General features: G+C 60.8%; 22 protein-coding genes. 4 read left to right on the top strand and 18 right to left on the bottom strand.

Annotated features, from left to right (window positions below; genetic code table 11):
• Positions 1-77 precede the first annotated feature (77 nt).
• Complete coding sequence (locus AC2GXZ_RS23895; RefSeq protein ID WP_483761715.1) at positions 78-1,844, top strand: methyl-accepting chemotaxis protein; 1,767 nt, start codon at positions 78-80, stop codon at positions 1,842-1,844.
• Positions 1,845-1,891: 47 nt separating this feature from the next.
• Here the strand turns inward: AC2GXZ_RS23895 and AC2GXZ_RS23900 are convergent, their stop codons facing one another.
• From AC2GXZ_RS23900 to AC2GXZ_RS23930, 7 genes are all read right to left on the bottom strand, one after another.
• Positions 1,892-2,941, bottom strand: coding sequence for an aldo/keto reductase (locus AC2GXZ_RS23900; RefSeq protein WP_483761716.1), 1,050 nt, complete (start codon positions 2,939-2,941; stop codon positions 1,892-1,894).
• A 186-nt stretch (positions 2,942-3,127) separates the two neighbouring features.
• Positions 3,128-3,955, bottom strand: a complete 828-nt coding sequence (gene fdhD, locus AC2GXZ_RS23905; protein WP_483761717.1) for a formate dehydrogenase accessory sulfurtransferase FdhD — start codon at positions 3,953-3,955, stop codon at positions 3,128-3,130.
• A gap of 66 nt (positions 3,956-4,021) precedes the next feature.
• Entirely contained in the window at positions 4,022-4,912 is an 891-nt protein-coding gene (locus AC2GXZ_RS23910) for a LysR family transcriptional regulator (RefSeq protein WP_483761718.1), read from the bottom strand.
• A 212-nt stretch (positions 4,913-5,124) separates the two neighbouring features.
• Entirely contained in the window at positions 5,125-6,057 is a 933-nt protein-coding gene (locus AC2GXZ_RS23915) for an L-lactate dehydrogenase (RefSeq protein ID WP_483761719.1), read from the bottom strand.
• A gap of 61 nt (positions 6,058-6,118) precedes the next feature.
• Positions 6,119-7,243 (bottom strand): mandelate racemase/muconate lactonizing enzyme family protein, encoded by a 1,125-nt coding sequence (locus AC2GXZ_RS23920; RefSeq protein WP_483761720.1) that lies wholly within the window; start codon positions 7,241-7,243, stop codon positions 6,119-6,121.
• Positions 7,244-7,394: 151 nt separating this feature from the next.
• On the bottom strand, positions 7,395-8,894 hold the full coding sequence (locus tag AC2GXZ_RS23925) for an aldehyde dehydrogenase (protein ID WP_483761721.1): 1,500 nt from the start codon (positions 8,892-8,894) through the stop codon (positions 7,395-7,397).
• A gap of 13 nt (positions 8,895-8,907) precedes the next feature.
• On the bottom strand, positions 8,908-10,065 hold the full coding sequence (locus AC2GXZ_RS23930) for an iron-containing alcohol dehydrogenase (RefSeq protein WP_483761722.1): 1,158 nt from the start codon (positions 10,063-10,065) through the stop codon (positions 8,908-8,910).
• 110 nt (positions 10,066-10,175) lie between these two features.
• On the opposite strand from AC2GXZ_RS23930, the gene AC2GXZ_RS23935 reads away from it, so the two are divergent.
• Positions 10,176-11,072, top strand: a complete 897-nt coding sequence (locus tag AC2GXZ_RS23935; protein WP_483761723.1) for a LysR substrate-binding domain-containing protein — start codon at positions 10,176-10,178, stop codon at positions 11,070-11,072.
• A gap of 211 nt (positions 11,073-11,283) precedes the next feature.
• Here the strand turns inward: AC2GXZ_RS23935 and AC2GXZ_RS23940 are convergent, their stop codons facing one another.
• The 8 genes from AC2GXZ_RS23940 to AC2GXZ_RS23975 form a co-directional block, all read right to left on the bottom strand.
• Positions 11,284-11,691, bottom strand: a complete 408-nt coding sequence (locus AC2GXZ_RS23940; RefSeq protein WP_483761724.1) for a F0F1 ATP synthase subunit epsilon — start codon at positions 11,689-11,691, stop codon at positions 11,284-11,286.
• 128 nt (positions 11,692-11,819) lie between these two features.
• Positions 11,820-13,250, bottom strand: coding sequence for a F0F1 ATP synthase subunit beta (gene atpD, locus AC2GXZ_RS23945; protein WP_483761725.1), 1,431 nt, complete (start codon positions 13,248-13,250; stop codon positions 11,820-11,822).
• Between the two features lie 23 nt (positions 13,251-13,273).
• Positions 13,274-14,152, bottom strand: a complete 879-nt coding sequence (locus tag AC2GXZ_RS23950) for a F0F1 ATP synthase subunit gamma (protein WP_483761726.1) — start codon at positions 14,150-14,152, stop codon at positions 13,274-13,276.
• Positions 14,153-14,183: 31 nt separating this feature from the next.
• Positions 14,184-15,713: a F0F1 ATP synthase subunit alpha gene (gene atpA / locus AC2GXZ_RS23955; protein ID WP_483761727.1), complete on the bottom strand. Its 1,530-nt coding sequence runs from the start codon at positions 15,711-15,713 to the stop codon at positions 14,184-14,186.
• Complete coding sequence (locus AC2GXZ_RS23960) at positions 15,713-16,279, bottom strand: F0F1 ATP synthase subunit delta (RefSeq protein ID WP_483761728.1); 567 nt, start codon at positions 16,277-16,279, stop codon at positions 15,713-15,715. The genes atpA and AC2GXZ_RS23960 overlap by 1 nt, the downstream gene beginning before the upstream one ends.
• 259 nt (positions 16,280-16,538) lie before the next feature.
• Positions 16,539-16,922, bottom strand: a complete 384-nt coding sequence (locus AC2GXZ_RS23965; RefSeq protein WP_483761729.1) for an AGROH133_08824 family phage infection protein — start codon at positions 16,920-16,922, stop codon at positions 16,539-16,541.
• Positions 16,923-17,040: 118 nt separating this feature from the next.
• Complete coding sequence (locus AC2GXZ_RS23970) at positions 17,041-19,278, bottom strand: primosomal protein N' (protein WP_483761730.1); 2,238 nt, start codon at positions 19,276-19,278, stop codon at positions 17,041-17,043.
• Positions 19,279-19,332: 54 nt separating this feature from the next.
• Positions 19,333-20,262, bottom strand: a complete 930-nt coding sequence (locus AC2GXZ_RS23975) for a GNAT family N-acetyltransferase (RefSeq protein WP_483761731.1) — start codon at positions 20,260-20,262, stop codon at positions 19,333-19,335.
• A 138-nt stretch (positions 20,263-20,400) separates the two neighbouring features.
• Here AC2GXZ_RS23975 and AC2GXZ_RS23980 point away from each other — a divergent pair, with 138 nt between their 5' ends.
• Entirely contained in the window at positions 20,401-21,336 is a 936-nt protein-coding gene (locus AC2GXZ_RS23980) for a tyrosine recombinase XerC (RefSeq protein ID WP_483761732.1), read from the top strand.
• Between the two features lie 114 nt (positions 21,337-21,450).
• Positions 21,451-22,557, top strand: a complete 1,107-nt coding sequence (locus tag AC2GXZ_RS23985; protein WP_483761733.1) for a TraB/GumN family protein — start codon at positions 21,451-21,453, stop codon at positions 22,555-22,557.
• A gap of 20 nt (positions 22,558-22,577) precedes the next feature.
• Here AC2GXZ_RS23985 and AC2GXZ_RS23990 read toward each other — a convergent pair whose 3' ends face one another.
• The 3 genes from AC2GXZ_RS23990 to lpdA all read right to left on the bottom strand — a co-directional run bounded on the left by AC2GXZ_RS23990 (position 22,578) and on the right by lpdA (position 25,611).
• Positions 22,578-23,066, bottom strand: coding sequence for a cytochrome b (locus AC2GXZ_RS23990; RefSeq protein WP_483761734.1), 489 nt, complete (start codon positions 23,064-23,066; stop codon positions 22,578-22,580).
• Between the two features lie 152 nt (positions 23,067-23,218).
• The gene (locus AC2GXZ_RS23995; protein ID WP_483761735.1) at positions 23,219-23,827 is read right to left on the bottom strand and encodes an EF-hand domain-containing protein; all 609 of its coding nucleotides are present in this window, start codon (positions 23,825-23,827) and stop codon (positions 23,219-23,221) included.
• 377 nt (positions 23,828-24,204) lie between these two features.
• Positions 24,205-25,611 carry a dihydrolipoyl dehydrogenase gene (lpdA, locus tag AC2GXZ_RS24000; protein ID WP_483761736.1) on the bottom strand — a complete coding sequence of 469 codons (1,407 nt, stop codon included), beginning with the start codon at positions 25,609-25,611 and terminating at the stop codon, positions 24,205-24,207.
• Between the last annotated feature and the right edge of the window lie 16 nt (positions 25,612-25,627).

Below are 25,627 nucleotides of genomic sequence, written 5' to 3' on the forward strand. Positions count from 1 at the left end.
AGGTCAGCGCTTTGATGCGCTGCACGACCATGTGACAATTGGCAGTAACCGCCTAGGTTACGTCTGAGGGACACTCCATGCTGGGACTGGGCAAGGCGGCAGGTGCATTGGACACACTGGCCGCGATATCGCGATCACAGGCAGTCATCGAATTCGACCTTGGCGGCAACATCCTGACCGCCAATCAAAATTTCTGCGATGCCGTCGGTTATTCGCTGCAGGAGATCAAGGGCAAACACCATCGCATGTTCTGCGAGGCGGATTATGTTGCCTCCGCCGACTACAAGGCGTTCTGGGCCAATCTCGCGGCCGGAAACTTCGATGCCCGCGAATACAAGCGGATCACCAAAACCGGCCAGGAAATCTGGATCCAGGCCTCCTACAATCCGGTTTCGCGCGGCGGAAAACCCTACAAGGTCATCAAGATCGCGACCGACATTACGGCAGCCAAGATCAAGGCTGCAGAAGACGCCAGCAAGCTTGACGCCATCAGCCGGTCGCAGGCCGTCATCGAATTCCTGCCCGACGGCACGATCCTGGAGGCCAACGAAAATTTTTGCGCCGGGCTCGGTTACGACATTTCAGAGATCAAGGGCAGACATCACCGCATGTTCTGCGAACCCGGTTATGCCGCCTCGAGCGAATATGCCGAATTCTGGCCACGACTGGCGCGCGGCGAATTCATCTCCGACGAGTTCGTCCGTTACGGCAAGGGCGGCAAGGAAATCTGGATCCAGGCAGCCTATAACCCGATCGTCGATCTCAAGGGCAAGGTCAGCAAGGTGGTGAAATTTGCCACCGACGTGACGCCGCGCATGAGCGCCATCGGACTGCTTGGAACCGGCCTTCGCGACCTTGCGGAAGGCAAGCTGGATCAGTCGATCGACACGCAGTTCGTGCCGAGCATGGAAAGCACAAGGCGCGACTTCAACGCGGTCGCATCGAAACTGCGGGACGCGATGACGGTCGTGGCGCAGAACGCATCGGCAATCGCCGCCGCATCCAGCGAAATCCGCGACGCATCCCAGGAACTGGCGAAACGAACCGAGCAGCAGGCCGCGTCGCTGGAAGAGGCAGCGGCGGCATTGGAACAGATCACCCGCACCGTCAGCGATTCGAGCAATCGCGCCGATGAGGCAGGCCGGCTTGTCACTAACACCCGCCAGAATGCAGAACAGTCGGGCCTGGTCGTCCAGGAGGCGATCGCCGCCATGGACGGGATCGCCAGATCCTCCAACGAGATCACCAACATTATCGGCGTGATCGACGACATCGCCTTCCAGACCAACCTGCTTGCCTTGAATGCGGGTGTCGAAGCGGCACGGGCGGGCGAAGCGGGCAAGGGGTTTGCCGTTGTGGCCCAGGAAGTCCGTGAACTGGCACAGCGTTCGGCCAAGGCGGCCAAGGAGATCAAGACGCTGATCAACACGTCCAGCCATCAGGTTTCCGGCGGGGTGGAACTGGTCGGCAAGACAGGCGCCTCGTTGCGCGACATCCTCACGCAGGTCGCCAGCATCCACGAGAACGTCTCGGCGATCGTCGAGGCCTCGCGCGAACAGGCTTCCAGCCTGCGCGAGGTCAGCCAGGCGGTCAATCACATGGACCAGGCCACCCAGCAGAACGCGGCAATGGTCGAGGAAACCACGGCGGCCAGCCATTCGCTTGCCAGCGAGGCGGAAAGCCTGCGAGGACTGTTGACACAGTTCGACATCGGCGGCTCCGGCCCGGCCCGTTATCCCGCACCCGCAAGATCTGCACCGGTCAACACCGCTCCGCTTCGAATGGCGCATGCCAATCTCAAGCACGCGGCCGGCGGCGGCGGAGCCGGCTGGGAAGACTTTTAACAAGAGGAGGACGGAGGGAGGCCGGCAGCGGCCTCCCTCCCGATTTTTTATTCTTTGCCTTCGAACGGCGCCGGACGACGGCCGGCCATCTGCCTCTCGATCATCCAGCCCGGATATTCCGGCGTCAGCGCACTGACTTCGTCGAGCCTTGCCATGTCTCCGGCATCAAGCCGAACCGACACCGCCTTGAGGTTTTCCTCCAGCTGTTCGATGCGCTTGGCACCGATGATGACGCTGGTAATGAAGGGCTTTGCAAGAATATAGGCGAGCGCCACGGCAGCCACACTTGCCTCATGTTTCTTGGCAATCTCCCGCATGGCGGCAACGCAGGCCCAGGCACGATAGGTATCGACCGGCGGGAAATCGAAATCCTGCCGCCGCCCCTCGCCATTGCCGGGCGCGCCGGGACCGTATTTGCCGGATAACAACCCACCGGCAAGCGGCGACCAGACCATCAGGCCGAGCTTTTCCTCCTGCATCAAGGGCACGATCTCGCGCTCGAGATCCCGCCCGGCGATCGAATAATAGGCCTGCACCGTTTCGAACCGGGCAAGACCCCGGCGGTCGGAAATGCCGAGCGCCTTCGCGACCCGCCATGCGGCCCAGTTCGACAGGCCGATATAACGCACAAGGCCACGCGACACGAGATCGTCGAGCGCTCTCAATGTCTCGTCGATCGGTGTTACCGGATCTGTGCCGTGGATCTGGTAGAGATCGATATGGTCGACCTGCAGGCGCTCCAGGCTTTTCTCGACCGAATCCATGATATGCCCGCGCGACGCGCCCCGGTCATTGGGCTTGTCGCCCATCTGGCCGAGAAACTTGGTGGCGATGACGATATCCTTGCGAGCAAGGCCGATATTGCGAATTGCATTGCCGAGAATTCGCTCCGAAGTGCCGAAAGAGTAGACATCCGCCGTGTCGACGAAATTGACGCCGGACTTGACCGACCGGTCGAGGATGCGGTCGGCGACATCCTGGTCGACGCCGGCAATCTTGCCCCATTGCGCCTGGCTGTCCGCCTCGCCGAAAGTCATCGTGCCGAGGCAGATTTCCGACACGAACAAGCCGGTATTGCCCAATTGATTATATCGCATGAACGGCTCCATTCTGGAGATATGTGATGTGGAATGAGATCGGATGATGGGAAGCCTCTGCCGCCGGAAAGCGTTCTCCCGGCGAAAGGCATAACCATTCATAGCGCATGTTTACGCACTTGGCAAGTAAACGGAGGCTCCTCCGATTGCTTGCCGAGAAATCACTCAATCATCATCGATGGCCGTTCAGGCGACGTCGGTCGCCGGCCCGATGGAAATACGCCCGGCACCCGTAAAGATCTCGAAATCCTCACCGCGTGTCAACGCCACCAACGTCATTCCCGCTTCTTCCGCCGTACGGATGGCCAGCGCCGTCGGTGCGGAAATTGCAACCAGGGTCGAACTGCCAAGAATGGCCGCCTTCTGGACCATTTCAACGGAGATGCGACTCGTGACCGCGACGATGCCTTCAGCTCCTGTGCGGCCTGCGCGGATCACCGCACCAGCAAGCTTGTCGAGCGCATTGTGGCGGCCGACATCTTCGCGCACCGCCACCAGCCCTTCGCCAGGCACGTAGAAACCGGCGCCGTGCACGGCACGTGTCTCCGCATGCAATGGCTGTGCTGCATTGAGTGCGGCAATCGCACCCGTTATGTCCAAGGGCGACAGGGCCATCCCCACGCCGGACACATCCGGCACCACCCGCATCGCCTGCTCGATCGATTCGATGCCGCAAAGTCCGCAACCGACAGGACCGGCCATGCTGCGCCGCCGCAGGCGAAGCGCATCCTCCTTGTCTTCGGCAAGCCGTATCTGCACGTCGAGACCCTGGTCCTCGTCCAGAACCGTGATCTCCTCGATCTCCGCCATCGAGGCGATAATGCCTTCCGCCAGGCTGAAACCGACGGCAAAATCGTCAAGATCCGCCGGCGTCCCCATCATCACCGCATGGGTCGAACCGCCATAGGAGAAAGCGATCGGCACCTCCTCCGGCACCACGCGTGTGCCGGCCCGGACAACGCCGTTGCGGCGAATGATTTCCTCTGCGACCGTGGTCGTCCTGAAGCCCGCCATCGGGTCTCCTTATCTTCTGCAGCTGAGGCGCCGTGTTCCCTATAATATAAGGACACCGAAGCAGTTTCAAACCGGTTTGCCGCCCAGGGCTCTGGCCTCGTGGAGCAGTGCCGAAACCAAGGGCGTGAACGGCTCCCGGTGAGGCGCCACCAGCCCGACGATATGCCTCACCTCCGGTTCGACGATCGGGATCATCCGGATACCGTCTTCGAAACCGAATGATTTCACCGCATTGCGCGGCATGATGCTGGCAAGCCTGCCTGCCGCCACATGCGACAGAAGCACCGCCATCGAATTGGATTCCAGCATCGGCTTCACCGAGATACCGGCTTCGCCCAGATGCTGGTTGATGATACGCCGGTTCTGCATGTCGGGCGTCAGCAGGCAGAGCTTGAGATCGGCCATCTCTGCCCATCGAACCGAGTTCCGGTTCGCATAAGGCGTCCCTTCCGCCGCAATCAGCGTATACTCCTCCGAATAGAGCGGAACGCTCGTCACCCGGCCGAGCGGTTCGTTGTCGAGATAGGTTATGCCCGCATCGATCTCGAAATTATCGAGCTGCGACAGCACCTGTAGCGAGGTGCGCGAGACGACCGAAAAGCTCACCTCGGGATGTTTTTCCTGAAAGGGTTCCGTCAATCCGGATACCATCGAAAGAGCGGTCGGGATGACGGCAAGCCGGATATGCCCTGTCAGCCCTTTGCGCGCCGCGCGCATTTCCTCGCGCATCGTCCTGGCGTCGCCGACGATACGCTTGGCCCATTCCAGAACCCGCTGGCCCTCCGGCGTCAGCCCGCGATAGCGCGAACCGCGCACCACCAGCTGCACGCCGAGCTGTTCCTCCAGCTGGCGGATCGCCGCCGACAGGGATGGCTGGGCCACGCCGCATTCTTCCGCAGCCCGGCCGAAATGCTCTTCCCGTGCCAGAACGATGAAAAATTCCAGCTTGTCGATCATCGGCAGACCTGTCCGGGCAGATGGCAGGAAGGCCGCCGCACGCCGGCATCGGTATCAGCGGGTTTCGCTCCATCCCGCATAGTCCGGTCATCGATCGACAAAAACGCCAGCATACTGCCCCCATCGTATTGCAGCATCTGTTCTATCCGCTTGGCAACGGAGCTGCCAACCGTCAAATCGAAGATCACACAGCTATGGCGTGTCCCTAAGGGTCAGATTTTGAGCGAACTGGAAAGATCCTTCAGGATCTGGGCGCTGCGTGTCAGCGCCTGCTGCTCGGATGGCGCGAGATCGGGCAGGAGGTCGGCGGTCACACCACGCGCCCCGACGACACGGGGCAGCGACAGCGTCACATCGTCGACGCCGGCGACATGATCCGTGTGGATCGAAACCGACAGAACCGAACCCTCGTCGCGCGTTATCGCTCTGACGATCCGCGCAATGCCTGCACCGATACCGTAATAGGTTGCCCCCTTGCCCTGGATGATCTTGTAGGCGGCATTGCGCACGTCATGATCGATCGCCTTGCGGACATCCTCGGTAATCGGCTTGCCCAATTGTGCGGCAAACGAGATCAGGTCCGCCGAGCCCGCGACGGCGCCCGACCATGCGAGAACTTCGCTGTCGCCATGTTCGCCAATCACGAAGGCCGGAATGGATTGCGGCGAGATCTCGATATGGCGTGCAAGCAGGCTGCGGAACCGTGCCGTATCGAGGATCGTCCCCGAACCGATCACCCGATGCCGCGGCAGGCCGGAAATCCGGGCAGCGATATGGGTGATGATATCGACCGGATTGGCTGCGACCAGCAGGATCGGATCAGGCACCACGGCGAGGATCTCGCTGACGATGCTGCGGATGACGACCGCATTGCGCTCGAGCAGTTCGAGCCTTCCCTCTCCGGGTTTCTGCCCGACGCCGGCGGATAGAACCACGATACCGGCACCGGCAAGATCGGCATAACCGCCAGCCCTCACCCGCGTCGCCGACATGAACGGAACCGCATGCGATATGTCTTCGGCCTGCGCGACCGCCAGCGCCTCGTTCTTGTCGACAAACACGATCTCGTTGGCATAACCGGCAATCGCCAGCGCAAAGCCTGCCGAACTGCCCACCATACCCGCACCGACAATACCAATCTTCATCGCAATCGCTCCATGAAATGGCCGGAGCATAACACTTCGGCCTCATGCCGCCATGGCGAAATCAGCCGATCCGTGTGGCCTTAAGACGCTCCTGGTCCAGCACCACGCCGAGGCCCGGCGCTTCGCCGAGTTCCAGCCAGCCGTCATGATGCTTCAGCGGCTCGACCATCGGATAATCGCGTCGCGCCTCGCTCCATTCGGGATTGTCGTAAGGGTATTCGAGGAACGGCGCGTCGCCGACACCTGCTGTCAGATGGGCATTGGCGAGAACGCCGATCCCGTTCGTCCAGCTATGCGGCGTGAAGGTGACACCCGCCTCGCGTGCCTGATAGACCAGCCGGCGGCAACCGGTAATGCCGCCCACCAGCGCCACATCCGGCTGGATGACATCAAGCGCACGCTCCTCGATGAGGTCGCGGAATTCATAAAGCTCGCGGGTCATCTCGCCGCCGGCGATCCTGACCGAGGTCGCCTCCTTCAGCGCCTTCATCCCCTTCCGGTCGGAACGGAACAGCGGCTCCTCCATCCAGTAGATGGAAAGCCGTTCAAGCTCTTTCGCCACCGAAAGCGCATCCTTGAATGTCCAAGGCAACGTCGTGTCCCAGGGCATGCGCCAGCCCTGGTTGCAGTCGACCATCAGCTCCATCCGCTCACCGACGCGGGCGCGGATCGCCTCCAGTGCCTTCACATCGTCGCGCCAGTTCGAGCGGCCACCCGCCGACGACGAAAACCGCACTTTCATCGCCGGAAAACCGTCTTCCATATAACGCTCCGCCTGATCGGCCATTGCCGACGGATCGCGCAGCACGCCGGACGACGCATAAAGCCTCACCTTGTCCGACCGGCCACCAAGCATCCGCCACACCGGCTCGCCGGTAATTTTGCCGGCAAGATCCCAGAGCGCCAGATCCATCGGCCAGCAGCGGCCATAATGGAAGTTGATATGCGACAGCACTTCGTAGTGACGCTCCAGATGCCGCGGATCCTGCCCGATGAACAGGTCCTCATGACCTTCGAACCCTTTCATCAGATCGCCCGAACCGATCCCCTCACGCCCCTCGTCGTCCCTTACCCGCACGATCGTCGCATCGAAATTGAGCCGCGGCCGCCCATCCCAGCTCGCCTTGAACGGCGGATCGAGGGGAAGGCGGTGATGGGTGATGTCGATGGATGTGATACGGCTCATGAATATCTCTTTCCTCGTTTTGCCCGAAGGCACGCCCTCATCCATCGATGAAAGACCCCTCCCTACCCTCCCCACAAGGGGGAGGGCTTAACCTGGCCCCACCGCCGGAACTCAGTCTGGGGCAGGCCAGAGAGGGCCTTTGTCCGAGATGTTACCCGAACTGCTGCCAGATCGTCTTGTAGTCGCAATATTTGTCGATCGCATGGATGGAGCGATCGCGGCCGAAACCGGACTGTTTGAAACCGCCGAACGGCGTGGCGAAATTCGACATGTCATAGGTATTGATCCACACCGTACCCGCATGGATCGCTTCCGAAAAGCGGTGCGCCCGGTCCATGTCCTTGGTGAACACGGCGCCCGCAAGGCCATAGATCGTATCATTGGCAAGCGTCAGCGCTTCCTCTTCGGTATCGAAGGCAATCGCGGCCAGAACCGGACCAAAAATTTCCTGCCGTGCCAAACTCATGTCGTTGCTCATGTCGACGAACACGCCGGGCGAGATGTAATAACCACCGGTCTCTGACAGCACCTGCTCGGCGCCGAAGGCGCGCCTGGCGCCCTCCTTTTCGCCGGCGGCGATCATGCCGAGCACTTTTTTCATATGCTGCTCTTCGATCAGCGCCCCAATCTGCGCCGATGGCTCGAATGGATGCGCCAGCGCGATATCACTCTTCGTCACCGCCTCGATCTTTTCGATCAGCCTGTCCTGCACCGATCGCTGCACCAGAAGTCGGGTCGATGCATGGCAGGTCTCGCCGGAATTGTAGAAACAGCCCCACGCCACGGCTGATGCAGCGGCATCCAGATCGGCATCCTCGAACACCACGAGCGGCGACTTGCCGCCGAGTTCCAGCGCCACCCGCTTGACGTTCGACTGCGCCGCATACCCCATGATCAGCTTGCCGACCTCGGTCGAACCGGTAAACGCGATCATGTCGATATCCATATGCAGCGCCAGCGGTTTACCTGCCTCCTCGCCATAACCGGTCACGACATTCAGCACGCCGGCCGGCAACCCCGCTTCCACCGCAAGCGACGCAAGACGAATGGCCGATAACGAAGACTGTTCGGCCGGTTTCAGCACCACCGAATTCCCCGCCGCAATCGCCGGCCCGAGCTTCCAGGCATCGATGATCATCGGGTAGTTCCACGGCGTGATCGCGCCGATCACGCCAAGAGGCACTTTTCGCACCAGGGCTCGCGCATTTGGCCCGGTCGGCGCGATCTCGTCATAAAGCTTGTCGATCATCTCGGCGTAGAACTGGATGCCATCGGCGCAGAGCCGGACATCGACATTGAGCGACGCCAGCACCGGCTTGCCGACATCGAGCGTTTCCAGCATGGCAAGCTCTTCGCCATGAGCGCGGATCAACTCCGCCCATTTCAGCATGATCTTTTTCTTTTCCAGCGGCTCCAGTTTCCGCCAGACGCCGCTTTCGAACGCCGCCCGGCCGGAAGCGACAGCGAGATCAATATCGGCCGCCCCGCCACGCGCCAGCTCTGCACCCGGCTTGCCGTCCATCGGACGGGTACGGGTAAAGGTCTCGCCCGATACGGCTGCCCGATAATCGCCATCGATAAAGTGGCGGCCTTCAGGCTTGAGGACGGAAAGCGCGCTTTCCCAGTAGTCTCGGCTATAGCTCTTGGTCATTGAAGCAATCCCCTCAAAGCGTTTTTGGCAGCGCCATGATCCTTGCCGCGAAGGCATCGATATCCGCGTCGGAAATCTCCCGGATCGTCGAACGCCGCATCGGCTGGTTTTCAGGCGCCCGCATTTCGCCGGCGAGATCATCTGCGGAAAAGGCCTCGAACGCCTTCGGCAGAGCGCGGACGATCTGGCAGCGATCCATCAGGTCGGAAACGAAGGCCGGCAGTTGCGCCGCATCGACAAGACCGATCGCCCGTGCCGCCTCGTTGAGGCCGGCCGTATCCGTGGCGACAAGCCAGGCAAGCGTCGCCTCGAAACCGAGCGCCGTCGCAAGCCCGTGATGGATGGGTGCAAGGCCGGCCAACGCATGGCTGATATTATGGGCAATGGCCGTGCCGCAATTGTCGATCGCGATGCCGGCATAACAGGAACCGAGCAGCACCTTGCCGCGCGCTTCTATATTCCCTGGCGCTTTGACGGCGGCTTCCAGCGAGCCTGCGACCAGCCGCAGCGCTTCGTGGGCGTGGAGTTTTGCTCCGGCACCTGCCCCGAGCGGCGCATTGCGGTTGGTCGCGGCCTCGAAGGCATGAATGAAGGCATCCAGGCCACACCAGGCGGTGAGGTTTGCCGGCAACGAGATCGTCAACTCGGGATCGAGCAGAACCAGATCTGCCTTGGTTTCCTGCCCCCATATCCAGAGCTTCTTGCCTTCCGGCCCGGCGAATATGTTCGTCGCGGATGTCTCCGAACCGGTGCCGGCGGTAGTCGGCACCATGATCTTCCGCAACGGATTTTTCGGCAGCGGATTGGCAGCCAGCGCATAATACATCGGGTCTTGGCCGGATGCGGCGCAACAGGCCGCCACCTTGGCGATATCCAGCGCCGATCCGCCGCCGATGCCGACGATCACGTCAGCACCCGCGGCAAGCGCGCTTGCCGCCTGCAGATGCTTCAGCTTCGGCTCACCAGAAAAATCCGAATAAAGCCGTGGCTCGATGCCTGCCTCGGCCAATTGGCCGGCAAGCGCCTTCGCAAGTCCTGCGGCCGCCAGAAATCCGTCCATCACGATGAGCACGCATCTGGCCCCTTCAAATCCTTTGATCGCAGCCGGAAGATCACCGAGAAGGCCTGTGCCGAACCGGATATCAGGGATGAAAGACGTCGAGAACCGCATTTGTGCAAACCATCGAGTTGAATGACGGCTGCACTGTGCATCACAATTTCAACTCTTCAAATCCATCGAAATATCGGGTTATTTGATAAGCTGAGATCATGGAGAAGCCAGTGCTCGACCGCATCCCTCTCGAAGCCTTCCGCGTCTATGACGCCGCCTGCCGCTTCATGAATTTTTCCCGTGCCGGCCGCGAGCTTCATATCACCCAGGCAGCCGTCAGCCGCCGCATCCAGAACCTCGAGGAACATCTCGGCGCCAAACTGTTTACCCGCCGCGGCCGCAATCTGGCACTGACGCCGGAAGGCGAACGACTGGCCCAGCGTGTGCGCGCCACGCTCGAATATCTCGAAGAAAGCCTCGAACCCTTTCACGGCGGTGGCCGCGAGACGATCTCGATTGCTGCAAGCAGCTCCGTCTCGCATCTTTTCCTCGCCAAGCGGCTGAAGGATTTCGACAATGAAAGCCCGTCGGTCTCGGTCAGGCTGCTGACTACGGATGCCCCGGCCGAACTCGCCTCCGAGGCGAACGATCTCGTCATCCTTTATTCCACCGGCGAACATCCCCGCTGGAACCTCACTCTGTTGATGAAGGAGGCACTTGTTCCAGTTGCCTCGCCGGATTTCATCAACAGGCGCGGGCTGGCGGCGACCGAGCTGACCTCCGATGAGATCGCCCGCCTCGATCTTATCGACTACGAGCGGTTCAACGCACACTGGATCTCTTTCCGCCAATGGTTTGCCCGCCTGCCCTCGCCGCCCAAGACGCGGATTACCCCCCGCCTGTCTTTTTCCACCTATTCGCTCGCTGTTGACGCCGCCTTGAGAGGGGAAGGCGTAACCCTTGGCAGCCGCGGCCTGATCGCCGAGCAACTGGCCGTCGGCACGCTGGTGGAACTCGGATCGGCATCACTCGAAACCGGCTACGGTTATTATCTCGGCATGCCGCGATATCGCTCCCTTTCGCCCGGCGCCGCACGCCTGCACCAGCACCTGCTGGCTGGGCTCTAGGGAGATTGAAAAGAGAGGTAGGCTGCGATCTCTCGTCATCCTCGGGCTTGCCCCGAGGATCCAATCACGTTGCACCAGGTCGAAGCGGAGCAGATTCCTGGGACAAGCCCAAGGATGGCGGTAAGGCTCGAGGATACGGCGAGGGCAGATGCGTAAACGTAAAAAGGCGGCCCGATGGACCGCCTTTCGAAATCATGCACCCGAGAAAAAATCAGGCGGCAACGACGATGCCGTTGAGCTCCGTCAGATCCGAGAGGAACTGTTCGAGGCGGGTCTTGCCTTCGTCGTTATTGACCTTGCCGAGATCGGCCTGCGCCGTATCGATGCGCTTCTGCAGCGTGTCGGCCGTCAGTTCGCCGGCAGGCACTGCAGCATCAGCAAGCAGTGTGCAGCTTTCCGGCAGGATATCGGCAAAGCCGCCGAAAACGACGTATTTGTTGACCTGTCCGGAAGCCAGCTTCACCGAAACCACGCCCGGCTTGATCGTCGTCATGGTCGGCGCGTGCTGGGCGAGCACCGTCATTTCGCCGAGCGCAGCCGGGAGCACCACTTCGGAAACATTTTCCGAAACGAGCAGGCGCTCGGGCGAAACCAGTTCAAATTTGAAAGCGTCGGCCATGAAGGTCCACTTCCCCTTAATTCGCAGATGATCTGCATGTCTTACGCAAGATCGCGTGTCTTATGCAGGCGTGTCTTATGCAGGAATGACGCGCCAGTCAGATCCGGCGCGTCGTCTAAAAGCTTCGATTAAGCGGCTTCAGCCAGCTTCTTGGCCTTTTCCATCGCTTCTTCGATCGAACCGACCATGTAGAAGGCTGCTTCCGGCAGGTGGTCGTAGTCGCCGTTGACCAGGCCCTTGAAGCCCTTGATCGTGTCTTCGAGCGCAACCAGCTTGCCCGGAGAACCGGTGAACACTTCAGCGACGAAGAACGGCTGCGACAGGAAGCGCTCGATCTTGCGGGCGCGGGCAACGGTCATCTTGTCCTCTTCGGACAGTTCGTCCATGCCGAGGATGGCGATGATGTCCTGCAGCGACTTGTAACGCTGCAGCGTCGTCTGCACCTTACGGGCAATTTCGTAATGCTCTTCGCCGACAACCAGCGGGTCGAGCATGCGCGAGGTCGAGTCCAGCGGGTCAACGGCCGGGTAGATGCCCTTTTCAGCGATCGAACGCGACAGAACCGTCGTTGCGTCCAGATGGGCGAACGAGGTTGCCGGAGCCGGGTCGGTCAAGTCGTCGGCGGGAACGTAGATGGCCTGAACCGATGTGATCGATCCGGTCGTCGTTGTCGTGATGCGTTCCTGCATCTGACCCATGTCGGTCGCAAGCGTCGGCTGGTAGCCAACGGCCGAAGGAATACGGCCGAGCAGAGCCGAAACTTCCGAACCTGCCTGGGTAAAGCGGAAGATGTTGTCGACGAAGAACAGAACGTCCTGGCCCTTGTCGCGGAAGTCTTCAGCAATCGTCAGACCCGTCAGAGCGACGCGAGCGCGCGCACCCGGAGGCTCGTTCATCTGGCCGTAAACCAGCGCAGCCTTGGAGCCTTCGCCGCCGCCATGCTTGTTGACGTTCGATTCGATCATTTCGTGGTAAAGGTCGTTGCCTTCGCGGGTACGTTCACCCACGCCGGCGAAGACCGAGTAACCACCGTGTGCCTTGGCGACGTTGTTGATCAGTTCCATGATCAGAACCGTCTTGCCGACGCCGGCGCCGCCGAACAGGCCGATCTTGCCGCCCTTGGCGTAAGGTGCGAGCAGGTCGACGACCTTGATGCCGGTGACCAGGATCTGGCCTTCGGTGGACTGCTCCACGTAGGACGGAGCATCCTGGTGGATCGAGCGAAGGTTGGTGCGGTCCAGCGGACCGGCTTCGTCAACTGGCTCGCCGATGACGTTCATGATGCGGCCGAGCGTCTGCTCGCCGACCGGAACCGAGATCGGAGCGCCCGTATCGGTGACCTTCTGGCCGCGAACGAGACCTTCGGTCGAATCCATCGCGATCGTGCGGACCTGGTTTTCACCCAGATGCTGCGCGACTTCGAGAACCAGACGGTTGCCGTTGTTTTCTGTCTCAAGCGCGTTGAGGATCGCCGGAAGTTCGCCGTCGAAGGCGACGTCAACGACAGCGCCGATGATCTGAGTCACTTTGCCGAGGGACTTGCCCGTTGCGGTAGCCATGATTCTTACCCTCTTCTTGTCCGTCAGAGCGCTTCCGCGCCCGAAATGATTTCAATGAGTTCCTTGGTGATCTGCGCCTGGCGCTGACGATTGTACGACAAGGTCAGCTTGTTGATCATGTCACCAGCGTTGCGCGTCGCGTTGTCCATTGCGGACATCTGCGCACCATAGAAGGAAGCGTTGTTTTCCAGCAAAGCCCGGAAGATCTGCACCGCGATGTTCTTCGGCAGCAGTTCCTCGAGGATTTCCTCTTCGCTCGGCTCGTATTCGTAGAGAACCGAAGACGCCTCGGAAGACGCCGCAGCTTCGAACTTGGCCGGGATGATCTGCTCGGCAGTCGCGATCTGAGAAATCACCGACTGGAAACGTGCAAAGAACAGCGTCGCAACGTCGAACTCTCCGGCGTTGAACATTTCCAGCACCTTGCCCGCGACTTCGTCAGCATGGACGTAACCAAGCTGCTTGACTTCGCGGAAGGTGATGTAATGGACGATATTGTCCTTGAACGAGCGGCGCAGGACATCGTTGCCTTTGCGGCCGACCGTCAGGATCTTCACCGTCTTGCCCTGCGAAATCAGCTTCAAGGCGTGATCGCGCGCAAGACGGATGATCGAGGAGTTGAAGCCGCCGGCCAGGCCACGTTCGCCGGTGGCAACGATCAGGAGATGAACCTGATCCTTGCCCGTACCGGACAACAGAAGCGGCGCACCCGCATTGCCGGCATTGGCGGCCGAAAGGCCGGCCAATACCTTGTCCATCCGCTCTGCGTAAGGACGGGCAGCTTCGGCCGCCTCCTGCGCACGACGCAGCTTCGCCGCGGCGACCATTTTCATCGCCTTGGTGATTTTCTGCGTCGCCTTGACGGAGGCAATCCGGTTTTTCAGATCCTTAAGTGAAGGCATCCGTTATCGGTCCTTAAGCTTGATCCGTACTTTAGGCGAAAGACTTGGTGTAGGCGTCGAGCGCCGACTTGAGCTTCGCCTTCGTGTCGTCGGAGATCTGCTTTTCGGTGCGGATCGTCTCAAGAACGGCCGCGCCTTCCGAACGAAGGTAGGAAAGCAGACCCTGCTCGAACTTGCCGACGTCGGAAACAGCGATCTTGTCGAGGTAGCCGTTGACGCCTGCGAAGATCACCGAGACCTGCTCTTCCGTCTTCAGCGGCGAGAACTGCGGCTGCTTCAGGAGTTCGGTCAGGCGGGCACCGCGGTTGAGCAGGCGCTGCGTCGAGGCATCGAGGTCGGAGCCGAACTGCGCGAACGCAGCCATTTCACGATACTGGGCAAGTTCGCCCTTGATCGAACCGGCAACCTGCTTCATCGCCTTGACCTGCGCGGCCGAGCCGACGCGGGAAACCGACAGACCGACGTTAACGGCCGGACGGATGCCCTGATAGAACAGGTCGGTTTCGAGGAAGATCTGGCCGTCGGTGATCGAGATCACGTTGGTCGGGATGAACGCCGAAACGTCGTTACCCTGGGTTTCGATGACCGGCAGAGCCGTCAGCGAACCGGCGCCGCGCTCGTCGGAGAGCTTTGCAGCGCGCTCGAGGAGACGCGAGTGGAGATAGAAAACGTCGCCCGGATAAGCTTCGCGGCCCGGCGGGCGGCGCAGCAGAAGCGACATCTGGCGATAGGCGACGGCCTGCTTGGAAAGGTCGTCATAAGCGATCAGGGCGTGCTGGCCGTTGTCGCGGAAATATTCGCCCATGGCGCAGCCGGCGAACGGTGCCAGATACTGCATCGGAGCAGCGTCGGAAGCCGTGGCGGCAACGATGATCGAATACTGCAGCGCGCCGCGCTCTTCGAGCACCTTGACGAACTGGGCAACCGTCGAACGCTTCTGGCCGATAGCGACGTAGACGCAGAACAGCTTGTCGCCGTCCGGGCCGTTGTCGTGGATCGACTTCTGATTCAGGAACGCATCGAGAATGATGGCGGTCTTGCCGGTCTGGCGGTCGCCGATGACGAGCTCGCGCTGGCCGCGGCCGACCGGGATCAGGGCATCGATGGCCTTGAGGCCGGTCGACATCGGTTCATGAACCGACTTGCGCGGAATGATGCCGGGCGCCTTGACGTCGACGCGCGAGCGGCGGGTCGCATTGATCGGGCCCTTGCCGTCGATCGGGTTGCCGAGCGCATCAACGACGCGGCCGAGCAGTTCCGGACCGACCGGAACGTCGACGATGGCGCCGGTCCGCTTGACGGTGTCGCCTTCCTTGATGCCACGGTCGGAACCGAAGATGACCACGCCGACATTGTCGGATTCGAGGTTCAGAGCCATGCCCCGGATACCACCCGGAAACTCGACCATTTCACCAGCCTGCACGTTGTCGAGACCGTAGACGCGGGCAATGCCGTCACCAACGGACAGGACCTGGCCGACTTCCGAAACTTCGGCATCCTGGCCGAAATTCTTGATCTGGTCCTTGAGAATTGCGGAAATTTCCGCTGCACGGATATCCATCAGCCGACCTCTTTCAATGCAAGCTTAAGGGTGGAAAGTTTGGTGCGAAGGGACGTATCGATCTGGCGCGAACCAACCTTGACGATCAGGCCACCGAGGATCGACGGATCGATCGTAACGGCAATGGTCACATCCTTGCCGGTTACGCCCTTCAGCGCCGACTTGAGTTCTTTTTCCTGCGTTGCAGTCAACGCATGAGCCGAAGTGACTTCGGCGGTAATTTCACCGCGATGGTCGGCGGCGATCTGGCGATAGGAACGGATCATACCCGGCAGCGCGAACAGGCGGCGATTACCGGCGACAACCTTGAAGAAATTCAGGACCGTCGCGGAAAGACCCGCCTTTTCGGCAACGGCGGCAACCGCCTGCTGCTGCTCGGAAGCAGAGAAAACCGGGCTCGCGACAAGGCGTCGCAGATCTTCGCTCTCGTCCAGCATCGCCTGGAACCGATCGAGATCGGCACCGACGGCATCGATGGAGCCGGTTTCCGACGCAAGCTCGAACAGCGACAGAGCATAACGCTCCGCGACACCGGAAATAAGCGGGGACGTCTCAGCCACTGGCACAGTTTCCCTGAATTGCACTCCAAGCATCGAGCCCGAATAAAGTGATCGAGCAAGACCTTGAAATTTATTGAATTTCCCTCGGAACCTGCAGGACCTCCGCCCGACGTTTCCGACGTTTGGGTTCGTCTAGCATAGGATGTAGGGACTCGCAACACGCCTCGATGTCGAAAAAGCACACCCTTCAAGGCGATGCAGGTTTATTCTTCGATTTTCCCCGCATTTCCGGGCTATCGGCGTCCGACCGCGGCGTTATGCGCCATTAGATATAGCCAAACACATAAGCGAGCGGCGCCGCCGATAAAGCAACTTCAAGTAGAAAAAACGCTATATTCTGCGGCGTTACGCCGCGGTCGAGGATGAATGAAACCAGACGCCCGGCCGCACCCAGCGCCAGCACCACGCCGGTCGCCATATAGAACCAGTCCTGGGCGAGCAGGATCGGCAGTACGCCGAGGCCCATATAGCGCCCGCCGGCAGCCCGCACCGAACCGTATCCCGAGGGCCTCACCTCACCCACCTGGAAAGCAGAGAGCCTCAAGGCCGTACCAGGAAAGACAAGGATGAGCAGGCCGATGACGGCCGTTGCGGCGCAGCCGATAAAGGCTACCTGTTCGTTCATCTCAGTGGGGAAGTAAAATTCCATGCCGGCGCACCCTCTCGAATCGCCTTGATTCTAGCCAATAGGGTAAACAAGTCGCAAACATCGTCTTGCCGGCCTCTGTCTCTACCAAAAAGCCGGTGCCTGTCTTCGGTTCTATGCGCTAGAGAAAGCTCTGCGGATCGACATCGAGCTGCACCTGTACCGTGCCTCGCGCTTTCGGTCCGTTGCCGAGCATCGCCTTCAGAAAACCCTGCATGTCGGAATTGCGCCGCCCGTGAACCAGGAGGCGGAACCGATGGCGCCCGCGAACCAGCGCGATCGGCGCTTCGGCCGGCCCGAGAACCGATATGCCGGAGACATGCGGCGCCGCTGCACGAAGACCTCGTGCATGGTTTTCCGCATCCGCCCTTGTATCGGCCGATACGATCAGCGAGGCAAGCCGGCCGAATGGTGGCAAAAGCGCCTTTTCCCGCTCGGAAATCTCGCGATCGTAGAAGGCGGTGGAATCGCCCGATACGATCGCCTGCATGACCGGATGCATCGGCTGAAATGTCTGGATCAAGCCGTGGCTCTTCAGACCGGTTCGGCCCGCACGTCCCGTCACCTGGCTGAGCAGCTGGAATGTCCGCTCTGCCGCACGCGGATCGCCGTTCGACAGGCCCAGATCCGCATCGACGATGCCGACCAGCGTCATCAGCGGAAAGTTATGCCCCTTGGCGACGAGCTGCGTGCCGATGACGATATCGACATCACCCTTGGCGATCGCGTCCAGCTCCAGCCGCATCCGTTTGACGCCGCCCAGAATATCCGACGACATGACGATCGTGCGGGCATCGGGAAAATGTTTTTCGACCTCCTCGGCAATCCGCTCGACGCCCGGACCGCAGGCGACGAGATGATCGAGCGTTCCGCATTCCGGGCAGGCCTCCGGCGTTCGTTGCGAATAACCGCATTGATGGCACTGGATCTGGCTTCGGAACCGGTGCTCGACCAGCCAGCTCGAACATTGCGGGCATTGGAACCGGTGACCGCAGACCCGGCAGAGCGTCAGCGGTGCATAACCGCGGCGATTGAGGAAGAGCAGCGACTGCTGCTTTTTCTCGATCGTCCTTGCAATCGCCCTGACCAGCACCGGCGACAGGAAGCCGCCCCGCTCGGGTGGATGTCGCCGCATGTCGATGAGATGCAGATCGGGCAGCGCCGCGTCGCCGAACCGTGTCGGCAGCTGAACCAGATTGTAGCGGCCTGACAGTCCGTTGACCTGGCTTTCCACCGAGGGCGTTGCCGACACCAGTACGATCGGGAAATCACCGATCCGGGCCCGCACCACCGCCATGTCGCGGGCATTATAAAAGACCCGGTCTTCCTGCTTGTAGGCAGGATCATGTTCTTCGTCGACGATGACAAGCCCGAGCTCTTCGAACGGCAGGAACAGTGCCGAACGCGCGCCGGCAACCACCCGCACCTCGCCCGTCACCACTCCCCGCCAGACCTTTTCGCGCATGCGCGGCGAAAGATCCGAATGCCATTCGGCGGGTTTGGCGCCGAACCGTTGCTCGAAACGCTCCAGGAACGCCGGTGTCAGGGCGATTTCCGGCAACAGGATCATCACCTGTTTTCCGCGCCGCAGCGTTTCGGCGATCGCCTCGAAATAGACTTCCGTCTTGCCGGAACCGGTGACGCCATCAATCAGCGAGGCGGCAAACCCGCCGGCCCTGATCGAATTGACAATCTCCTGCGCGGCATCCTTTTGCGGTCCCTCGATGCGCGGCGCGATATAGTCGGGGTCCGGCTTGGCCACCACCGGCGGCGGAGGCAGGAACACGGTGTCGAACATGCCCTGCCTGATCAGCCCGTCGATGACGCTGAGCGATACCCCGGCAGCATGCGCTAGTCCGCTGCGTGTCCACGGCATTTCCTGCTCCCGCGCCATGTCAAGCACACGGGTCCTGGCCGGGGTCAGCCGGTCCGGCTCGCCACCGAGATAACGCAAGCCTTCGACCATCGGTTCGGGATCGAGCGCTGCCGGCGCACGAATGGCCATCCGCGCCACGAGACCGGGCGGCGACAGCGTATAGGCTGATACCCAGTCGACGAAATCGCGCATGTCCTTGGACAGCGGCGGACAATCGAAGGTAAGCGTGATCGGACGCACTTTCTTCGGGTCCAGCCGCTCGTCATTCTCGCCTTCCCACACGACACCGATCACCTGGCGCGGCCCGACCGGCACCTGCACGACCGAACCGGGTTCGACATGCATGCCCTCAGGCACCGCATAGCTATAGGCAACCGGCACCGGCAGCGGCACCAGGATCGGCACGACGCGCACGGGTGCGCGCGACGGCGCAAGCGCGTCACCGAATAGCGAACCCATCATGTTGGAAGAATCCTTGCCCATGCGCGGCGACCATGCCCCGAGACGGAACAAAAGTGAACAGTGAAGAATGGAAAATCAGGCCGTGGCCGCCAATGCCGGAACGCCATCGAACTGGAACAGGGCATCACCATCCGCCGCCAGATCGACAACGGTGTGATGTTCCAGCGCTTTCGTCACCTCTGCCGGATCGCCTTCCAGCTCGGTCGGCTGGATCATCCGGCCGACGGTGAAGTCGAAGCGATTGCCCTTCTTGTTCAGGAGTTCATAGAACACCGTCATGTCGCGCAATTCCGTCGACCATTTCGCCAGCCAGTAGAACAGGCCGGAATTGCGCGCCGTAATGTGGATCGGCAGGATCGGCAGATTGTATTTGCGCGCCAGACTGACGGCGGATGTCTTCCACGGCCGTTCATTCAGCTTGCCATCCGCCCAATAGGCGATGCGGCCGGAGGGGAAAAGCACCAGCACCTTCTCCTCATCGACCGCCTTGTTGGTGAGAACCAGCGTTTCGCGGGTCTTGAGCTTGCTCTTGTGCTCATCGCGCCATTCGACGGGGATGATCATCTCGGCAAACCGCGGATTGACGCGCACCGCATCACGATTGGCAAACACCATCAGGTCCGGCCGGGTGGCTTTCAGCAGATCGAACACCGCCACCCCATCGGCGATGCCGGTCGGGTGATTGCTGACCAGGATAAAGCCACCCTTTTCGGGAATGCGGTCGGTATTCTTCGCCTTGATCTGCAGCCTCAGCAGGTCGCTCATATATTCGAAACACTGGAAGCCGCTTTTCGGCGCCACGTCGTCGGCAAACTCGATCGCCTTGCCATATCTCAGGAGCGTATAGAGAAACGGCCGCATCACCGGCCAGAACGGGCTGCCGACAATCCGCTGGCCACGCTCTCCGATCAGCGTATCGACGATATGGCCTGGCCGGCCGCGTGAGTTGAGTGTGATGGTCTCCGCGAATTGACTGAAAGTCGTCGAATTGTCACGGCGGGCCATACAAACTCCTTGCGCGGGGAGCCTCTCCTGACATCCCCGTATGATAAAACTTTGGCAGATCGCCCGGATTTAAAAGTTCCGTAACGCTGCCGATAGCAATCTGGTGCGGCTTTCCACCAAAATCAACGGGCAAGGCCATTGAACGAGCTTCTGATCATCGCCGCCCCCGACCTTGCCGCCAGGCGCCACGAATGGCTGGAGAGCCTGAAGGACGAGCGCCGGCTGTCCGCGAACACGCTTGATGCCTATGAGCGCGACACCAGGCAATTTCTCACGTTCCTCACCGGCCATCTCGCCGGCCCGCCGAAAATTTCCGATATCCACACATTGCGCCCGGCGGATCTGCGCTCTTTCCTCGCCGCCCGTCGCCGCGACGGCGCGGGCTCGCGTTCGCTCGGCCGTCATCTTGCCGGACTGAGGTCCTTTCTGAGCTATATGGAGCGGCTGGGCCTTATCAATGCCGCCGCCGCCGGCGCCATTCGGGCACCGAAACAACCGAAATCCCTGCCCAAGCCACTGACCGACCGGCAGGCGACCAATCTCACGATCAGCGAGACACAGCTTCAGGACGAACCGTGGATCGCCGCCCGCGATGCAGCCGTCCTCGCCCTGCTTTACGGCTGCGGACTGCGCATTTCCGAGGCTCTTGGCCTTCTTCCGGACGAGATAGAACCGCAGACGACGACTTTGCGCATCAAGGGCAAGGGCGGCAAAACCCGCATCGTGCCACTCCTTCCGGTCGTCGCCACGGCCGTCACGCGTTATCGCGATATCTGCCCCTACCATCTGACAGCCGAAAAGCCGCTCTTTCGCGGCGCCCGTGGCGGCCCGCTTCAGCCTGCCATCATTCAGCGGCAGATGCAGAAGCTCAGAAGTGCCTTCGGACTGCCGGATACGGCAACGCCCCATGCGCTGCGCCATTCCTTCGCCACCCATCTTCTCGCCGGTGGTGGCGATCTGCGCACGATCCAGGAACTGCTTGGCCATGCCAGCCTTTCGACCACCCAGGTCTATACCGGGGTCGACACCTCGCGTCTGCTCGAAGTCTACGATCGCGCCCACCCCCGCGCCTGACCCACCTGCCCCCATGCCTGAACAATGCGGGCTGAACCAATCGTTAACCAGCCATGTTAAGCAGCCGTCGAGCCTGGATTGATATGCTTGGCTCGAAAAAATGCGGATAGCGACATGAACCATTCATTTCCATCGACCTCCGGCGCAAGGCTGTTGCAGGATATCGGCCTCTGGCTGCTGGCGGCCATCCATGTGGCGGCACTCGCTTCGCTGCTGCTCGTGCTCGGCATGCTGTCGAACGCGGACGCGCAGGAGACCGGCAACGAGGCAGGCCCGAAGGTCGCGCAGGAGGCAGCCTGCCACGGTGCCAATCTTCTCGACGAGATGAAGGCGGAAAAGCCGTCAGCCTATGAGCGGATCGTCGCCGATGGCGACAAGGTGCCAAACGGCAAGGGCATATTCTGGAAGATAGAAAAGCCGGGCCTTGCCCCCTCCTATCTTCTCGGCACCATGCATGTCACCGATCCGCGCGTTTTGAAAATGCCAGATGGCGCGGCCGCGGCTCTCGCTGCAGCCGATACGGTCGTGATCGAATCCGATGAAGTGCTGGACGACAAGAAGGCGATGGCCGGCATCCTCGCCCGCCCGGAACTGACCATGTTCACCGACGGTACATCGATAGAGAGCCTCCTCGGCAAGGACGATCTGGCCCTGCTCGAAGCCACATTGAAGAAGCGCGGCATCCCGCTTTCCGCCGTCTCGCGCATGAAGCCATGGATGCTGATGTCCTTCGTTTCGCTGCCCGCCTGCGAAATGGCCCGCAAGGGAGAGAACACCGCCTTCCTCGACAAGCGCATCGCTCTCGACGCCAAAGCCGAAGGCAAGACGGTGAAAGGGCTGGAAACCTTCGCCGAACAGCTATCCGCCATGGCATCGATCCCGACCGACATGCACATGAAGTCGCTGATCGAGACGATCAAGCTCGGTCCGAAGATGGACGACATTTTCGAGACCATGACCGAGCTCTATCTTTCCGGCGATATCGGCCTCACCGTTCCCTTCCTCAAGCAGGTCGCGCCCGACGAAGGGGACGATGCCGGTTATGCCGAATTCGAGGAACTGATCGTCACCAGGCGAAATCACACCATGGCCGAGCGCGCCGCACCGATCCTCGCTCTCGGCAACAGCTTCATCGCCGTCGGCGCGCTTCACCTGCCCGGCAACGAGGGTCTGGTGGAGTTGCTGCGCAGCCAGGGTTTTACCGTCACGCCTGCAAGATAAGAACGTCGGCAGCCGCCGGTCTACCCGGTCGTCATCCTGCGGATGATATTTGTCTTCCAGTAGAACTGATGCGCCAGCACGCCCAGCAGGTGCAGGGCGATCAGCACCCACATTGCTGTCTTCATCCAGCCGATATGGGCGAATGCCGCCATGCTGTTCTTGAAATAGAAGGCACCGATGCCGGCAATCGGCATGATGATGAACATCGCGTAGAACGCCCAGTGGCTGATCGTCGCCAGAACACGAAAGATCGCCGGTTCGCCCGTCGGCTCCGGCGGCACGCCCTGGCTGATGCGAAGACAGAGCCGGACAAGCGCAAGCACAAGGATGGCAATACCGACATAGGCATGAATATTCGCTGATGCCATCACCTCTGGCGGCACCGGCCTGTCACCGAAATAGAGTTCGCCGAAGGCGCCCATTGCGTCGGAAAACAACAGGTTGAACAGGATCAGCACGGCCATCAGCCAGTGCACCAACCGTTGCGGAATTGAGAATGCCGTCTTCATGCGCGCCACCTGCTTGAAAGAGGGAAACGAGATGGAGTCTAGCGCTCGGCGGCGTCTCAGCAAGCCTCCCGTGCGACGGTACAAGCCAACAAAGGAAAAGGCGGGATCTGCATCCCGCCTTGAAGCGCCGTCAAGACGCTGGATGGTGCGGCTCAGACCGTAGCGATCAGCGCGCTTGTATCGATGTCGCCGCCGGCCGAGGCGAGATATTGCTCGGTAAGTTCTTTCAATTGCGCCAGCAGGTCATCGACGGAGATATCGCCATCGCTGGCCGATGCTTCATCGCTGCTGGATGGCGGCGGTGGCGGCGAGCCGTTGCGCATCGCGGAGAGTTCGCTTTCATCGATGCTGCCATTGCCGTCGACATCCAGCGACGAGAACAGCTGAGCAGACATCTCGTCGGTCACGTCATCCGGCTTCGTGGCGGCGAACTCCGTGGCACTGACCACGCCGTCACCGTCTGTATCCAGATCGGAAACCGACATCTGCGCCGGCGCATCGCCACCGGATTGATCGCCCTGCGTGTCACTTTCGCCTGCCTGCAGGATCATCGCCATCATCATCGACGAGAGCTGTTCGGCGGCAGCATTGCCCGCGCCGGTGCTTTCATCGGATGTGCTCGACAATAACGATGTCGAGGTGGATGTCGTCGCATTGCCGGCCGCAAGCTCGGAAGCGGAAACGGTGCCGTCGCCATTCGTGTCGAGCCGCGACAGATAGGTGGTCGTCGTTGAACTGGAAATGGAGCTGATACTGGTCAAATTGGCCTCCTGGACCTCTTGCCACGTCGAAAGATGTGAACCGTTGGGCAGGACGTCATGGCCCGGACCGCCATGGGTGGCGGTATGCCTCATGCATGAAAACGGGGTGAGCTTTACGCATGTCCGTTGAGGCTGAGCCGCGGAGGCGCCCTTAAATACGCCGGGCGACGACGTGTTTGTTACAGGAATTCGCCATGCGCCGCAAAAGCGTCCAATCAGCCAAAAGAACTCGGGATTGACATCAATCGAATCAACGTTTTGTTAACTTTTACGCCACCCTGGCTTTAAGATCTTAAATTCACTCAATCAAACGACGAAAGCCGCGCTCTGTGCGAACGCGGCTTTCCATCGAACAGTTTAATTGAGTCGCTCGGCGATCACATATGGATCGGCTTGGCGAAGGTCGAAAGTGCTGCTTCCTTGACCGCTTCCGACATGGTCGGATGCGCATGGCAGGTGCGGCCGAGATCTTCCGACGAGCCGGAGAATTCCATCAGCACGGTGATCTCGTGGATCATCTCGCCAGCGCCGAAGCCGACGATATGGCCGCCGAGCACCCGGTCGGTCTCCTTGTCGGCGAGGATCTTGACGAAGCCGTCGGTCGCCAGCATCGCACGGGCACGGCCGTTGGCGGTGAACGGGAACTTGCCAACCTTGTAGGCGATGCCTGCAGCTTTCAGTTCCTCTTCCGTCTTGCCGACCGAAGCGACTTCCGGCTGGGTGTAGACGACGCCCGGGATGACATCGTAATTCACATGGCCGTGCTGGCCGGCGAGGATTTCGGCAAGTGCCACGCCCTCGTCTTCCGCCTTGTGCGCCAGCATCGGGCCCTTCACCACGTCGCCGATCGCATAGATGCCGGCAACATTGGTCTTGAAACCGCTATCGATTTCGACGCGGCCGCGGTTGTCGAGCACGACGCCTGCAGCTTCGAGGCCAAGACCTTCGGTGTAAGGCTTGCGGCCGGTGGAGATCAGCACGACGTCGGCTTCGACGGTGACGACATCACCGCCCTTGACCGGCTCATAGGTGACCTTGGCGCCGGTTGCCGTCTTTTCGACGGCGGTCACCTTGGCTTCGGTGCGGATGTCCATGCCCTGCTTGGCGATCATCCGCTGGAACTGCTTCGAGACGTCGCCATCCATGGCGCCGAGCAGCTTGTCGAGATATTCGATCACGGTGACCTTGGCGCCGAGACGCAGCCAGACCGAACCGAGTTCGAGACCGATCACACCGCCGCCGACCACGATCAGGCTCTGCGGCACCTTGTCGAGCGCGATCGCACCGGTGGACGACACGATCACCTTCTCGTCGATATCGACATTGACGCCCGGAATGCCGGCAACGTCAGAGCCGGTGGCGATGACGATGTTCTTCGTTTCCAGTTCCTGCACCGTGCCGTCTTCGGCCGTGACCGAAACCTTGCCGGCAGCAACGATCTTGCCGGTACCGATAAAGCCGTCGATCTTGTTCTTCTTGAACAGGAAGGCGACGCCATCGGTATTCGACTTCACCGTCGCATCCTTGTGGGCCATCATCTTGGTCAGGTTGAGCACCGGAGCGGCAACCTCGACGCCCAGCGTATCGACGCCATGGGCGACCTGGTGGAACATTTCCGACGCATGCAGCAGCGCCTTCGACGGAATGCAGCCGATATTCAGGCAGGTGCCGCCATAGGTGGCGCGCTTTTCGACAACCGCGACCTTCAGGCCCAGCTGGGCTGCCTTGATTGCGCAGACATAACCACCGGGACCGCTTCCGATGACGACGAGATCATATGCCATGTTCTAATTCCTGATT

The sequence above is a fragment of the Aliirhizobium sp. YIM B11859 genome, assembly GCF_057163345.1.

Excerpts from the sequence above, each read along its gene's own strand:
- AC2GXZ_RS23970 (WP_483761730.1), bottom strand. The coding sequence starts at position 19,278 with ATGGGCAAGGATTCTTCCAACATGATGGGTTCGCTATTCGGTGACGCG.
- atpA (WP_483761727.1), bottom strand. The coding sequence starts at position 15,713 with ATGGATATCCGTGCAGCGGAAATTTCCGCAATTCTCAAGGACCAGATC.
- AC2GXZ_RS23990 (WP_483761734.1), bottom strand. The coding sequence starts at position 23,066 with ATGAAGACGGCATTCTCAATTCCGCAACGGTTGGTGCACTGGCTGATG.
- AC2GXZ_RS23940 (WP_483761724.1), bottom strand. The coding sequence starts at position 11,691 with ATGGCCGACGCTTTCAAATTTGAACTGGTTTCGCCCGAGCGCCTGCTC.
- AC2GXZ_RS23910 (WP_483761718.1), bottom strand. The coding sequence starts at position 4,912 with ATGATCGACAAGCTGGAATTTTTCATCGTTCTGGCACGGGAAGAGCAT.
- AC2GXZ_RS23895 (WP_483761715.1), top strand. The coding sequence starts at position 78 with ATGCTGGGACTGGGCAAGGCGGCAGGTGCATTGGACACACTGGCCGCG.
- AC2GXZ_RS23915 (WP_483761719.1), bottom strand. The coding sequence starts at position 6,057 with ATGAAGATTGGTATTGTCGGTGCGGGTATGGTGGGCAGTTCGGCAGGC.
- AC2GXZ_RS23950 (WP_483761726.1), bottom strand. The coding sequence starts at position 14,152 with ATGCCTTCACTTAAGGATCTGAAAAACCGGATTGCCTCCGTCAAGGCG.
- lpdA (WP_483761736.1), bottom strand. The coding sequence starts at position 25,611 with ATGGCATATGATCTCGTCGTCATCGGAAGCGGTCCCGGTGGTTATGTC.
- AC2GXZ_RS23920 (WP_483761720.1), bottom strand. The coding sequence starts at position 7,243 with ATGAGCCGTATCACATCCATCGACATCACCCATCACCGCCTTCCCCTC.
- AC2GXZ_RS23925 (WP_483761721.1), bottom strand. The coding sequence starts at position 8,894 with ATGACCAAGAGCTATAGCCGAGACTACTGGGAAAGCGCGCTTTCCGTC.
- AC2GXZ_RS23975 (WP_483761731.1), bottom strand. The coding sequence starts at position 20,262 with ATGGCCCGCCGTGACAATTCGACGACTTTCAGTCAATTCGCGGAGACC.
- atpD (WP_483761725.1), bottom strand. The coding sequence starts at position 13,250 with ATGGCTACCGCAACGGGCAAGTCCCTCGGCAAAGTGACTCAGATCATC.
- AC2GXZ_RS23900 (WP_483761716.1), bottom strand. The coding sequence starts at position 2,941 with ATGCGATATAATCAATTGGGCAATACCGGCTTGTTCGTGTCGGAAATC.
- AC2GXZ_RS23965 (WP_483761729.1), bottom strand. The coding sequence starts at position 16,922 with ATGGAATTTTACTTCCCCACTGAGATGAACGAACAGGTAGCCTTTATC.
- fdhD (WP_483761717.1), bottom strand. The coding sequence starts at position 3,955 with ATGGCGGGCTTCAGGACGACCACGGTCGCAGAGGAAATCATTCGCCGC.
- AC2GXZ_RS23985 (WP_483761733.1), top strand. The coding sequence starts at position 21,451 with ATGAACCATTCATTTCCATCGACCTCCGGCGCAAGGCTGTTGCAGGAT.
- AC2GXZ_RS23930 (WP_483761722.1), bottom strand. The coding sequence starts at position 10,065 with ATGCGGTTCTCGACGTCTTTCATCCCTGATATCCGGTTCGGCACAGGC.